Here is a 13,057-nt window from a genome sequence, read left to right on the forward strand (position 1 = left end):
GGATCTGTCGTAAAGGAGGAACAACACATGAACGATTTTGTACTATTAATAACCATAGCAATCGCATTTTTAATCACCGTCCTGATCTCCCCGGTATTCATCCCTTTTCTGCGCAGATTGAAATTTGGTCAGAGTATTCGGGAAGAAGGACCGGAAAGCCATCAAAAAAAATCAGGAACGCCTACCATGGGGGGATTGATGGTATTATTCTCTGTCAGTATCACCACATTGATTATGGCAGCAAAGTTCAACCCTAACCCGATGAGTTTTGAAGTCTTTTTACTTTTATTCGTATTGATCGGGTACGGATTGATCGGCTTTTTGGATGACTTTATCAAAGTCGTCATGAAGCGTAATCTTGGATTGACCTCCAAGCAGAAACTTCTGGCACAATTCGTGATTGCTGTTGTGGTCTACATGATTCTAAGACAGCATGACTTTCCGACATACATAGCTATTCCGGCTACTGATATACAATTGGATCTCGGACTGCTTTACCCCGTGTTGATTCTGGTCATGCTTGTCGGGGCTTCGAATGCTGTCAACCTGACTGATGGTCTCGACGGGCTGCTTGCGGGAACAGCTGCTTTGGCTTTCGGCGCTTTTGCCATACTTGCATGGACAGGAAACCCGCAATTTGAGATCACTATATTTTCACTGGCTATTGTCGGAGCACTGCTGGGATTTTTAGTATTCAACGCCCATCCTGCTAAAGTGTTCATGGGAGACACCGGTTCACTGGCTTTAGGTGGAGCGATCGCTATCGTAGCTATTCTTACAAAACTGGAAATCTTACTTGTGATCATTGGTGGCGTATTTGTTATCGAAACTTTATCGGTCATCATACAAGTGCTTTCTTTTAAAACTACAGGCAAGCGAATATTCCGGATGAGCCCGCTTCATCATCATTATGAATTGAAAGGCTGGTCGGAATGGCGTGTAGTTACATCTTTCTGGCTTCTGGGCCTTGTGTTTGCCATGTTAGGAATCTATATCGAGGTGTGGTTAGGTTGAAACGACTAGAAGACTTTACTTATCATCATGCACTAATTTTAGGACTCGCCAAAAGCGGGACAGCTGCTGCAAAGCTGTTGCTGGACAGCGGCATTTCTGTCCGTATCAATGACTATAAAGCAAGCCCGGAGGATCCGGTCGTTCAGGAACTTGAGGAAGCAGGAGCCGAGGTCATTCTCGGCGGTCACCCTGTTTCAGCGCTGGAAGGAATCGATGTTATGATCAAAAATCCAGGCATTGCATATGATAACAGTCTGGTAGCTGAAGCGTCACAGCGTGGACTTCCGATCATCACGGAGGTAGAGCTTGCCGGTCTCCTTCATCATGGACCGATTATCGGAATTACTGGTTCTAATGGAAAAACTACTACAACTACCTTGACCCATGAGATGTTAGTGAGAAGCGGAAAACAATCAAGCATAGCGGGTAATATTGGGGAAGTTTCATGTGAAGTAGCCAGGCGGACGAGTGACCACGATCCGCTGGTCATTGAGTTGTCGTCCTTCCAGTTAATGGGGATTGAACGTTTTCGCCCCACTGTTGCTGTATTATTGAATATTTATGAGGCCCATCTGGACTATCACAAAACACTCGAGAACTATCAGCATGCCAAAGCCCAAATTTTCAAAAACCAGTCAAAGGAAGACTTTCTCGTTTATAATAGCGATGACCCAACGATTGCCAAGTTTATTGGGAAAGCAAATGCACAGCTTGTCCCTTTTTCTACCAGCCAGCACCTGGATAAAGGAGCTTATGCTGATGAAGGGTATATCTATTACAATGGCGACCCGATCATCAAGCGGGACGAGGTTGTGCTGGTCGGTGAACATAATATGGAAAATATACTGGCAGCAGTAGCTGCTGCTAAATTGAATGGTGCAACCAATGAAGGAATAAGAGACGTGTTGACAAGCTTCAATGGTGTTCCGCATCGCCTGGAGTTTGTAGACAACATTGAAGGCAGACTATTCTATAACGATTCGAAAGCTACGAATATTCTCGCAACCTCGAAAGCGTTAAGCTCATTCAAACAGCCTGTAATTCTTTTAGCAGGCGGCCTCGACCGGGGAAATGATTTTGATGACCTGGTACCATTTTTAGATCATGTCAAAGCGATGGTCGTTTTTGGTGAGACAGCCGGTAAAATGCAGCACGCTGGTGAACAGGCTGGTATAACAGCAATTAAAAAAGTTGATAACGTGGAACAAGCAGCACAGACAGCTTATGAATTATCCGATAAAAAAGACGTCATCCTCTTGTCTCCGGCTTGCGCAAGCTGGGATCAATACCGTACTTTTGAAGAAAGAGGGCATATGTACGTCCAAGCTGTGCATAAGCTGAAGTAGGGGCTTGTTCCGCAGTAGAAGCCCCATTTTCCAATTTAGTTGGAGGAGGGGTTTTTTCATTGCATAAGACAAGCAATCCTAAAACAATGCCGGATATCCTCTTGATGGTCGGAATCCTATCTCTGCTGACGATAGGAATCATCATGGTGTACAGTTCATCCAGTATATGGGCGAACTATAAATTCAATGATTCATTCTTCTTTGCAAAACGTCAGATTCTATTCGCAGGAGTCGGGATCGTGGCGATGTTCTTTATTGCAAGAATCCCTTACTTGTTCTGGAGGACTCATGCTAAAAAACTGCTGATCATCTGTTTTGTTTTCTTGATCGCAGTATTGATACCTGGAGTCGGGATGGTAAGAGGGGGAGCGCAAAGCTGGATTGGAGTCGGTGCCTTCAGTATTCAGCCATCTGAATTCATGAAGCTCGGTTTAATTATTTTTTTGGCCAAGTTCTTAGCAGAAAGGCAAAAATATATCACATCTTTTCAGCAAGGCTTTTTGCCTGCCTTAAGTCTGGTAATGGTGGCATTTGCACTGATCATGCTGCAGCCGGATCTAGGAACGGGAGTAGTACTGGTAGGTACCTGCATGCTGATGATTTTCGTGGCAGGTGCCAGGTGGGCTCATTTCATCGGGTTAGGCCTGATTGGTCTGGCGGGTTTTGTCGCTTTGATTGCGTCCGCTCCTTACCGGATTAAGCGAATCACCGCTTTCCTGAATCCCTGGGAGGATCCGCTGGGCAGTGGCTTTCAAATCATTCAATCGTTATATGCCATTGGCCCTGGAGGTTTAATGGGTCTCGGACTTGGCCAGAGCCTGCAGAAATTCTTTTATCTTCCTGAGCCACAGACCGATTTCATTTTTGCTATTTTAGCAGAAGAGTTAGGATTCCTGGGAGGCTCATTTGTCCTGCTGTTATTTCTGCTGATTTTGTGGAGAGGGATAAGGGTAGCCCTTTATGCCCCTGATTTATATGGAAGTCTGCTTGCATTAGGGATCATCGGGATGATTTCCATCCAGGTAATGATCAATATCAGTGTAGTGACCGGTCTTATCCCTGTCACAGGGATCACCCTACCCTTTTTAAGCTATGGCGGATCGTCCTTGACCTTGACGCTATGTTCTGTAGGTATCCTGCTAAGCGTCAGCAGATACTCCAAACTTTGATCTTTTCGTAAAACAAGTGATTTATCTAGAAAAAAGTAGGTTTGCAATTATTTCTTTAAGTATCAGTCCGTAGAAATAGTTAACAGCCTTTAGCTGTTCCGTTATTGAGGTGAGGAGTAAGTGGCTGGGAAAAACCGGTGGTATACTTTTCCCATTGAAGTCGAATTTAATTTTATAAGTCAAGAAATTTTCGTGGGAAGAAATTTGTCAATGACAGTCAAATTTACATGACATAAGCCGTACTATGTGAACGGGTATAGTTTCGGCTTTTTTACGTTAGAAGAGCCTTAACGACCACGAATCCTGTGAATTTTTAAAAAATATCAAGTTTTTAACACAAGGAGTCACAAAACGGGTTCTAACATGATAAAATGAAGGGGCAGATCCATGTTTAATTAAACTTTCAAGCGGGTACATTCAAACGGGTTTGGGACAAAGCCCGGCATATCAGTGATCAAGGATGAATCAGCCAAAATCCCTCAACGTGGATGACCCGATGCCTTCGTAAAGGCTTGAAACCAGTTGAGCTTGGGTAACAATTGTTTCCAATTGTTAGAAACTACGGGAGATAGTTGAAAGGTAAGGTATGATAGGGACATAAGCAAAAAGTTTTTTTCCTACATAAGATCTGTCTTCCGTTTATATTGAAAGATGTTAAGGGGAAATCATCATTATGGAGAAAAAGAATATTGTTTCCATTGAAGATCGCATTCCGAAGTTGAAACATGCTCGGAAAAAGAAAGCGAACAGGCGCTTGATCTTTTATCTTACGATTTTGTTTTTATTGATTGCGATAGTGATCTACTTGCAGTCCCCCCTTAGCCATGTGAAAAATATCAAGGTCAGTGGTAATGTCCATGTTCCAGATGAAGAAATCAGGGAAATGAGCCATATCTCTGGTGACGAGAATTTTTGGCAAGTGGATAAACAGCAGATCCAAACCAGTGTCATGGCCCATCCTGAAATAAATGAAGCCAGTGTGTCGCGAAACTTTCCCAATACCATCACAATCAAGGTGGATGAATATGACCGGGTGGGGTACGTAAAGCTGGACGGCAGCTACTATCCTATTCTTGAAAATGGCACACGCCTGGAATCCTATGAGCTTCATGTTACCAACGGTGATGCGCCGCTCTTGATAGGTTTTGATAAAGCTACGTATTTGGAGGAAATGTCCAAAGAACTGAGAGAGCTTCCTGACAGTATAGCCAGGTTAATATCCGAAATTCACTGGACGCCGACCGATGATAATCCATTTCAAATCAAACTTTATATGAATGACGGTTATGAAGTGCAGGGGACAATCCGGAACTTTTCTAAAAAAATGCGAGCATACCCTTCAATTGTGGCTCAATTAGGTCCGGAAGATAAAGGGATCATCCATATTGATGTGGGTGCTTACTTTGAAGCTTATTCAACATCTGAGCAGGAACCATCAGGAGATGAAGAAGGAGCACAAGCAGAGCCTGGGGAGAATGAAAATGAAACTCAAGGGTAAGCACGTCATTCTCGCTTTCGTTCTATTAGTAACGGGGTTTTTAGTATCATACAGTTACACACAGGCTGATACAGAGTCCCAAATGGTTAAACTGACGGAGCGTACTTGGGAAAAGGAATATTTCTACCGGAAACAGCTGCTTGATTTAGAGGAAAAGAACAAGGAGCTTCGGGAGGAACTACAAGGAAAAACTGAAAAGATTCAGCAATTTGAAAACAATTTGGCATCAAGCGAACGACAAATCGCAGACTTTGTAGAACGGAAGAAGAAACTTCAGCTGCTGACCGGGGAATTGCCAGTACAAGGTCCGGGAATTACAGTCACGCTCCGGGATGCGGAATATATCCCGGATGAAGCGCATGCGAATAATTATATTGTGCATGAGCCGCATATCCATAAAGTGGTCAATGAGCTTAAGAGTGCTGGAGCAAAAGCGATAGCAATTAACGGGCAGCGATATCTCAGCAACAGTTATTTTGCTTGTACAGGCCCTGTGATCACGGTGGATGGAACACAGCATCCCGCCCCATTTATCATTTCTGCGATTGGTGACCCGGAAGTGCTGTTTTCCAGTTTTTCTTTGAAAAATGGGGTAGTCGATCAGCTGGTCGCCGATAATATTGAAGTAGAGCTGGAAAAGTCGGAGTCCATTCAAATGGATGCAAGACTTTCCAGTGAAGGGTGAATGCTGTGAGTAAGCGTAATAAATGGCTCATGTCAATCATATTCGCAATAGTCGGCTTCATGGCTGCCATTCAATTTCAAACAGCCTCCTCAGAACCTGAATTTCGTGATACACGCGATCAATGGGAAGTCAGACAGGAACTACAGGAGCAGCAAAAGGTACAGCAGGAATTACTGGAACAGATAACCCGGGCGGATCGTATGCTGGAAGAGTATGACGAAGTTTCTGATGAAGAGAAGCTGGAAACACTGAAAGAATCTATAGAGCAATTAGAGCAGCAAGCGGGGTTGACCACACTGGAGGGCAGCGGCATCACCATAAAGCTCGAGCCGATTTTCCAGGAGTGGGAGGAAGGGGCCCCTGCCTATCCGACGGTGAGTCCTTCTCTATTGACGCATCTGATCAATGAATTGAATACATTCGGATCCGAAGGAATAGCAGTAGGGGAGGAGAGGCTGGTCAGTATCTCTCCCATCAGAAATGTAAACGGAGATACTTATGTGAATAACCGGCCCATGCAGCCTTTACCTGTGGTAATAAAAGTCCTCACAAGTAATCCCCAAAAGATGCTTGATTATGTAAATGCCAGCCGCTCCCGGGACATGTTCGCGCTTGATGATATCTCCATGGTTGTGGAGGCAGAAAATAATTTGAAGCTTCCTGGCTATGAAGATAGCCTCCAGCTGGGAATATTGGAGTTTGATTCCAGTAAAGAAACAGGTGAAAACTAATGTGGCTGCCGATAGCATTTTTATTGGTCGGGATTATTCTGGGTCTGTTGACGGACATACGGGTACCGGATGCATACACCGATTACTTGACCATAGCGGTACTTGCCGCTTTCGATACATTGCTGGGTGGTATTCGGGCCCAGTTAGAAAAGAAATTTGATGACATTGTATTCTTGACTGGTTTCTTTTCCAACGTAGCATTAGCGGCCTTGTTGGCATTTTTAGGGGTACAGCTTGGTATCGATCTGTATCTGGCGGCTGTATTCGCTTTCGGGGTCCGTTTATTCCAGAATATAGCGATTATCCGAAGACATTTAATAACCAATCTGCGTAATTCGAACAAACTGAAAAAAAATACAGGAAAATAAGAGGATTATCATATCTTTTTGTGGAAACAGAACATGAATTGATTCTATTTCCAGTTATGTGAGTGAAAAGGACCACATAATATATCAATCTATTTACGAAAGGTGAAATGGATTGTATTTTCTTCTTATATTCGATAATATTTGAACTATTCATATGCCTTTAGTGCAGGAGGTGCATCGCTTTTGAATCAGAATGAAATTCTAGTAAGTTTAGATATCGGAACCACCCGCATCAAAGTGATCATCGGGGAAATCTTAAACGATTCCCTGAATATCATCGGAGTGGGTACCGCAAAATCAAATGGTATGAAAAAAGGAGCAATTGTAGATATCGACCAGACGGTCCAGTCTATCCGTTCGGCAGTCGAGCAGGCGGAAAGAATGGTTGATATGAAAATAGATCGTGTCGTTGTCGGTGTGAACGGGAACCATATCCAGCTCCAGCCATGTCATGGCGTGGTAGCTGTATCCAGCGACGACAGGGAGATTGGAAATGAAGACATCAAACGCGTCATCGACGCCGCCCAGGTCATTTCCATACCTCCGGAACGTGAAATCATCGATGTCATTCCTAAACAGTTTATTGTAGATGGACAGGATGAAATTACAGATCCCCGTGGCATGATCGGGGTCCGTCTGGAAATGGAAGGGACTATTATCACCTGTTCCAAAACGGTGCTACATAACTTGCTGAAGTGTGTGGAAAGAGCTGAACTGCAGGTATTGGATATCTGTCTCCAGCCGCTTGCTGCAGGTACAGTGGCATTATCTGATGATGAGAAGAACCTTGGTGTTGCGTTAATTGATATCGGAGGTGGAAGCACGACAGTTTCTGTCTTTGAAGATGGACATCTGAAAGGGACAAGCATGACCGCTTTAGGCGGAGATAATATTACGAAAGACTTATCTATCGGTCTGAGAACTTCTACCGAAGAAGCAGAGGAAATCAAACTCGAGCATGGTCATGCTTTTTTCGATGATGCCCGGGAAGAAGAACAGTTCGAAGTAACAATTATCGGAAGTAATCGAAAACAAACATTCAATCAATTGCAATTATCTGATATGATTGAAGCTAGACTGGAAGAGATTTATGTTTTTGCAGCACAGGAAATTCACCGGATGGGAGTAAAAGATCTTCCTGGAGGTTTCGTACTGACAGGCGGCACGATGAGCATGCCTGGTGTTATGGAATTGGCACAGGATATCTTCCATGCAAATATCCGACTGGCGATCCCGGATTATATCGGGGTCCGTGAACCTCAATTTACAAGTGGTGTCGGTATCTTGCAATTCGCTTATCGTAATGCGAAAATACAAGGAAAAGAGATTTTTCCATCTGTGCAAATGGCAGATGGTCAGCAGCCGAGACCGAAAAAGCAGAAGCGAAGTTCCGTCAAACAACAAGAGCCACAGGAAAAACCTGTTAAGGAAGAAAAAGAGAAAAAAGAATCAGGATTATCCAATCTACTGAAATACTTTTTCGACTAAACAACGTTTCCTTCATAACCGACGAATGGAAGCTAAAATAAGTCTCGTAATCTTTGAACTGGGAGGAACGAATAATGTTAGATTTTGATACAAGCATGGACCAATTGGCAACAATAAAAGTTATTGGAGTCGGTGGCGGCGGAAGTAACGCTGTCAACCGAATGATTGAACATGGAGTGCAGGGTGTAGAATTCATCGCAGTCAACACGGACGCCCAGGCGTTGAACCTCTCTAAAGCAGAAGTGAAAATGCAAATCGGAGGTAAGCTGACCCGTGGACTTGGCGCAGGAGCCAACCCTGAAGTGGGTAAAAAGGCTGCGGAAGAAAGTAAGGAACAGCTGGAAGAAGCCTTGCAAGGAGCAGACATGGTGTTTGTTACAGCTGGTATGGGTGGAGGCACCGGGACTGGTGCAGCACCTGTAATTGCCAATGTGGCAAAAGAACTGGGAGCATTGACTGTTGGTGTGGTTACACGCCCATTCACATTCGAAGGCAAGAAGCGGTCTGTACAGGCGACAGGCGGTATTGATGGCCTGAAAAGCGCAGTCGATACGTTGATTGTTATTCCAAATGACCGGCTATTGGAAATCGTCGATAAGAATACACCGATGCTTGAAGCATTCCGTGAAGCAGATAACGTGCTTCGTCAAGGTGTACAAGGTATCTCTGACTTGATTGCAGTCCCAGGTCTGATCAATGTTGACTTTGCAGACGTTAAGACGATCATGATGGATAAAGGGTCTGCTTTGATGGGAATTGGAATTGCAACAGGCGAAAGCCGTGCTGTGGAGGCTGCTAAAAAAGCGATATCTTCCCCACTACTGGAAACATCTATTGATGGCGCGCATGGTGTATTGATGAATATCACCGGCGGTTCTAATTTAAGTTTGTATGAAGTTCAAGAAGCAGCTGATATCGTAACTTCAGCAGCCGATCAGGAAGTGAACGTCATCTTCGGTTCCGTAATCAATGAGAACCTGAAAGATGAAATTGTCGTAACTGTAATTGCAACTGGTTTCGATGAAGCTCAATTGAGCCAGAGCCAGAATAAACAGCGTCCGGCTCTTGGCCAAATGGGTGGAGGCGGCGTTAATCAGCAGCCACAACAGCCAGACCGTCTCGAGAGAAGAAGAGAAGAACCACGCCAACAGGAAATGCCATCCCAACAGCGTGGTGGTAATCAAGAAGAAGACACATTGGATATCCCGACATTCTTAAGAAACCGCAACCGTAGACGATAGTAACAATAATGAGAGAGCCTCCTACCATTCAGCAGGAGGCTCTCTGTCATTTTATCCATACCTGTTCGAGAATGAGAGTGACCCTTTTCATGAAAGGCTGTATTAGCTCATATGCCCCACATGTTAGGCGCAGCCAATGTTATTTCGTATGCCGTTGGAGTCCCTGGTACTCTCCTTACGTTTTCCCCTGAAGACTTCCTGTTCAATAACAGGAAGTCTTTTTACATTTCGACACGCATAAGCCCCGAGTGTAGAAACGATGTATACAGTACAGCGACAAAATCGGCTAAAAAAAGTCTTCCTGCCTTTGCAGAATGTGACAGACTTTTAGGAACAGCATGTCTTATACTTGGTATCACTATTTATTGAGAAAAGGAGAAAGAGGTGATGATCTATCTCGATGCCGTATGGCTGCTCAATTTTTTAGTAGATGGAATGATTCTGATTATAACGCAGGCAGTCACAAAGTCTTACACAACGATGCGAAGGATTATGTTAGCTGCTCTGATCGCCTCCCTTATCGTACCTCTGACAATATTTTTTTCTGGCTCATGGATTGTAACTCCGTTAAGTAAATTCGCTTATTCGATGGTTATCATATTAGCGGCATTCCCTTATAAATCGATATCGGTTTTTTTACGTAATTTGACCAGTTTCTATTTTGTCACTTTTACGATTGGAGGCGCTCTGTTCGCCAGTCATTTCTTCTTGAGTATGAATGTGCAGATGTCTTCGCCGGGTATGGTCACATTCTCTACTGGCTATGGTGACCCCATCAGCTGGATGTTTGTGATTATCGGATTTCCTATTGCCTGGTGGTTTACTAAGCAACGCTTACAACGGATTGCCATATTGAAACTGAAATACGAGGAAATTTATGACGTTGTTTTGGAGTGGAACGGAAAAAGAGCTGTTTCCACCGGCTTGGTGGATAGCGGAAACCATTTGAGCGACCCATTAACAAACAAGCTCGTTTTTCTGGGAGATGAAGAGGTATTCCAATCATTTATTTCCGAGAAGGAATGGTCTGAGCTAAAAGAGGTAGAAGAAAGCTATGATATCAACCTGATTCCCGAATCACTCCAGGAATTCATCCACTTCGTACCATACAAGGGTGCCAGTGGGGAAAGAAAATTAATGCTGGCCATACAATTAGACAAAATCGAACTAGTTAGTGATGACAAGAAAAAAATCAGCATGCATGCTCCCCTGCTTGGTCTGCAGTTCGGCAGATTGACAGAGGATGACAGCTATCATGTGCTGCTTCACCCGGAAATGATGCAAAAAGGAAAAGTAGCTTGAAAGGAAGGGGTTATGATATGAGCAAATGGAAATTGAAATTACGGCTTTGGTACTATCGAATCTTATTGAAACTAGGCCTGAAAACGAATGAAATTTATTACATAGGAGGAAGTGAAGCGCTTCCCCCTCCGTTATCAAGGGAAGAAGAGGCAGAACTGTTAAAGCGGCTGCCAAAAGGGGATAAAGCAGCAAGGGCGATGTTGATTGAACGTAATCTGCGGCTGGTCGTCTACATTGCACGAAAATTTGAAAATACCGGTTTGAATATCGAGGACTTGATCAGCATCGGCACAATTGGATTAATCAAAGCCGTTAACACCTTTAACCCAGAAAAGAAAATCAAGCTTGCTACTTACGCCTCGCGCTGTATCGAAAACGAAATCCTCATGCACCTTCGTAAAAGTAACAAATTGAAGTCAGAAGTATCCTTTGATGAACCGTTGAACGTCGATTGGGATGGAAACGAACTGCTCTTGTCTGATATTCTCGGTACGGAGGAAGATATCATTACCAAAGACATCGAAGACAAAGTCGACAAGCGATTACTGAAAAAAGCATTAGAACAGCTGAACGACAGGGAAAAACAAATCATGGAATTGCGATTCGGTCTAGTAGATAAAGAAGAAAAGACCCAAAAAGATGTTGCCGACATGCTCGGTATATCACAGTCCTATATTTCACGGCTTGAGAAAAAAATTATAAAAAGATTGAAGCGTGAATTTAACAAGATGGTATAGGATTTTTTAAGACTTTTCCAAACATATGTTCGTCGTTTTGTTCTTTTAGGATATGCATATAATTCCCAGCCCGGGGAGATACTGAAACGTGAATAGCTTCCTGGGAGGGTAAAATACCGTGACTAGACATAAAGTTGAAATATGTGGTGTAGATACATCTAAGCTTCCAGTACTTAAAAATGATGAAATGCGTATTTTGTTCAAAAGAATGCAAAATGGAGACCGATCTGCCAGGGAGGAACTAGTCAATGGCAACTTACGACTGGTATTGAGTGTCATTCAGCGGTTCAATAACCGGGGAGAGTACGTGGATGATCTTTTCCAGGTAGGTTGTATTGGTCTAATGAAATCAATTGATAATTTTGATTTAAGCCATAATGTAAAGTTTTCCACTTACGCTGTTCCGATGATCATCGGGGAAATCCGCAGGTACCTGCGGGATAACAACCCGATCCGTGTATCGCGTTCTTTGCGTGATACAGCCTACAAAGCCTTGCAGATGCGGGAAAAGTTAATCAGTGAACGGTCAAAGGATCCGGCACCGGCTGAAATAGCCAAGGAAATGGGAGTACCCCATGAAGATGTCGTATTCGCTATGGATGCCATCCAGGATCCCGTGTCCTTGTTTGAACCGATCTACAATGACGGAGGAGATCCGATTTTCGTTATGGATCAATTGAAAGACGAAAAGCATAAAGATTCGGTCTGGCTTGATGAATTATCTCTTAGAGAGGGCATGAAACGGTTAAATGAGCGTGAAAAAATGATTTTAACGAAACGTTTCTTCCAGGGAAAAACGCAAATGGAAGTAGCGGATGAGATTGGAATTTCGCAAGCACAGGTTTCCAGGCTTGAGAAAGCAGCTATCAAAGAAATGAACACAACCATGTTTGAATAAACCTAGCTATTCATAAAGTGCACCGGACCCCGGTGCACTTTTTTATTTTGGCTTTCTTAATACGTTCCTAAGGGATGTATTCAACAAAAGGGCCGGATTGTGGAAGACTCAGTTTCAAGGGAAAAGGGGTTCTTTACTAAAATAGAGTCAGGGGTGGCTTGGAAACTACTCGCTTTCCTGCGGGGGACCTGGCAAACTTCCTCGGGCTCAAAGCCCTGCGGGATCTTGCCTAGCTCCTTCTCCCGCGGGAGTCTCGCAGTTTCCCAACCACCTCATCCGAAGGATAGGAGAAACGAACCCCTGCCATACATAAAGATGTCTTCCACATTTGATCGCCAAACAAGGCATCTTTGTAGCTATTAGTATGGTTGGTTGACTCTGCCTGCCAATGTTTCCGTTAGTCTTACAAATGCAAGGAGGGCCGGGAAATTGCGAGACTCCTATGGGAGTAGAGTACATGGTGAGATCCCGCAAGGCGGAGCCTGAGGAAGCTCACCGTACCCCCATGGAAAGCGAGTGATTTCCCGGACCTCCAAACGCTTATCGCCATAACGGAAACAGTTTCTCTCGAAACTGAGTA

General features: G+C 43.9%; 12 protein-coding genes. All 12 read left to right on the plus strand.

Annotated elements, in window-relative coordinates:
- The first annotated feature begins 27 nt into the window (after nucleotides 1-27).
- The 12 genes from mraY (at nucleotide 28) to sigG (ending at nucleotide 12,477) form a co-directional block, all read left to right on the plus strand.
- Nucleotides 28-1,014 carry a phospho-N-acetylmuramoyl-pentapeptide-transferase gene (mraY, locus tag P855_RS0105850; protein ID WP_028782686.1) on the plus strand — a complete coding sequence of 329 codons (987 nt, stop codon included), beginning with the start codon at nucleotides 28-30 and terminating at the stop codon, nucleotides 1,012-1,014.
- Nucleotides 1,011-2,360 carry a UDP-N-acetylmuramoyl-L-alanine--D-glutamate ligase gene (gene murD, locus P855_RS0105855; RefSeq protein ID WP_028782687.1) on the plus strand — a complete coding sequence of 450 codons (1,350 nt, stop codon included), beginning with the start codon at nucleotides 1,011-1,013 and terminating at the stop codon, nucleotides 2,358-2,360. Before mraY ends, murD begins: the two co-directional genes overlap by 4 nt.
- Nucleotides 2,361-2,446: 86 nt before the next feature.
- A complete protein-coding gene (gene spoVE / locus P855_RS0105860; RefSeq protein ID WP_037985909.1) occupies nucleotides 2,447-3,529 on the plus strand; it encodes a stage V sporulation protein E in 1,083 nt (360 codons plus the stop codon).
- Nucleotides 3,530-4,202: 673 nt separating this feature from the next.
- Nucleotides 4,203-5,027, plus strand: coding sequence for a cell division protein FtsQ/DivIB (locus P855_RS0105865; protein ID WP_028782689.1), 825 nt, complete (start codon nucleotides 4,203-4,205; stop codon nucleotides 5,025-5,027).
- Complete coding sequence (locus tag P855_RS0105870; protein ID WP_037985663.1) at nucleotides 5,011-5,712, plus strand: DUF881 domain-containing protein; 702 nt, start codon at nucleotides 5,011-5,013, stop codon at nucleotides 5,710-5,712. The genes P855_RS0105865 and P855_RS0105870 overlap by 17 nt, the downstream gene beginning before the upstream one ends.
- A gap of 5 nt (nucleotides 5,713-5,717) precedes the next feature.
- Complete coding sequence (locus P855_RS0105875; RefSeq protein WP_051353103.1) at nucleotides 5,718-6,443, plus strand: DUF881 domain-containing protein; 726 nt, start codon at nucleotides 5,718-5,720, stop codon at nucleotides 6,441-6,443.
- On the plus strand, nucleotides 6,443-6,811 hold the full coding sequence (locus tag P855_RS0105880) for a small basic family protein (RefSeq protein ID WP_028782692.1): 369 nt from the start codon (nucleotides 6,443-6,445) through the stop codon (nucleotides 6,809-6,811). The genes P855_RS0105875 and P855_RS0105880 overlap by 1 nt, the downstream gene beginning before the upstream one ends.
- A gap of 183 nt (nucleotides 6,812-6,994) precedes the next feature.
- Nucleotides 6,995-8,299 carry a cell division protein FtsA gene (gene ftsA, locus P855_RS0105885; RefSeq protein WP_028782693.1) on the plus strand — a complete coding sequence of 435 codons (1,305 nt, stop codon included), beginning with the start codon at nucleotides 6,995-6,997 and terminating at the stop codon, nucleotides 8,297-8,299.
- Nucleotides 8,300-8,373: 74 nt separating this feature from the next.
- Nucleotides 8,374-9,540 carry a cell division protein FtsZ gene (gene ftsZ, locus P855_RS0105890; protein ID WP_028782694.1) on the plus strand — a complete coding sequence of 389 codons (1,167 nt, stop codon included), beginning with the start codon at nucleotides 8,374-8,376 and terminating at the stop codon, nucleotides 9,538-9,540.
- A gap of 387 nt (nucleotides 9,541-9,927) precedes the next feature.
- Nucleotides 9,928-10,842 carry a sigma-E processing peptidase SpoIIGA gene (spoIIGA, locus tag P855_RS0105895; protein WP_051353104.1) on the plus strand — a complete coding sequence of 305 codons (915 nt, stop codon included), beginning with the start codon at nucleotides 9,928-9,930 and terminating at the stop codon, nucleotides 10,840-10,842.
- A 17-nt stretch (nucleotides 10,843-10,859) separates the two neighbouring features.
- The gene (sigE, locus tag P855_RS0105900) at nucleotides 10,860-11,579 is read left to right on the plus strand and encodes an RNA polymerase sporulation sigma factor SigE (RefSeq protein WP_028782696.1); all 720 of its coding nucleotides are present in this window, start codon (nucleotides 10,860-10,862) and stop codon (nucleotides 11,577-11,579) included.
- 118 nt (nucleotides 11,580-11,697) lie between these two features.
- On the plus strand, nucleotides 11,698-12,477 hold the full coding sequence (gene sigG / locus P855_RS0105905; protein ID WP_028782697.1) for an RNA polymerase sporulation sigma factor SigG: 780 nt from the start codon (nucleotides 11,698-11,700) through the stop codon (nucleotides 12,475-12,477).
- Nucleotides 12,478-13,057 lie beyond the last annotated feature (580 nt).

The organism is Thalassobacillus devorans MSP14 (assembly GCF_000496835.1).
In the GTDB taxonomy this organism is placed as follows: Bacteria; Bacillota; Bacilli; order Bacillales; family Halobacillaceae; genus Thalassobacillus; species Thalassobacillus devorans_B.

What these genes read in the sequence shown, in the direction of transcription:
- mraY (WP_028782686.1), top strand. Translation starts at nt 28, where the DNA reads ATGAACGATTTTGTACTATTAATAACCATAGCAATCGCATTTTTAATC.
- spoVE (WP_037985909.1), top strand. Translation starts at nt 2,447, where the DNA reads ATGCCGGATATCCTCTTGATGGTCGGAATCCTATCTCTGCTGACGATA.
- P855_RS0105865 (WP_028782689.1), top strand. Translation starts at nt 4,203, where the DNA reads ATGGAGAAAAAGAATATTGTTTCCATTGAAGATCGCATTCCGAAGTTG.
- P855_RS0105870 (WP_037985663.1), top strand. Translation starts at nt 5,011, where the DNA reads ATGAAACTCAAGGGTAAGCACGTCATTCTCGCTTTCGTTCTATTAGTA.
- P855_RS0105880 (WP_028782692.1), top strand. Translation starts at nt 6,443, where the DNA reads ATGTGGCTGCCGATAGCATTTTTATTGGTCGGGATTATTCTGGGTCTG.
- ftsZ (WP_028782694.1), top strand. Translation starts at nt 8,374, where the DNA reads ATGTTAGATTTTGATACAAGCATGGACCAATTGGCAACAATAAAAGTT.
- spoIIGA (WP_051353104.1), top strand. Translation starts at nt 9,928, where the DNA reads ATGATCTATCTCGATGCCGTATGGCTGCTCAATTTTTTAGTAGATGGA.
- sigE (WP_028782696.1), top strand. Translation starts at nt 10,860, where the DNA reads ATGAGCAAATGGAAATTGAAATTACGGCTTTGGTACTATCGAATCTTA.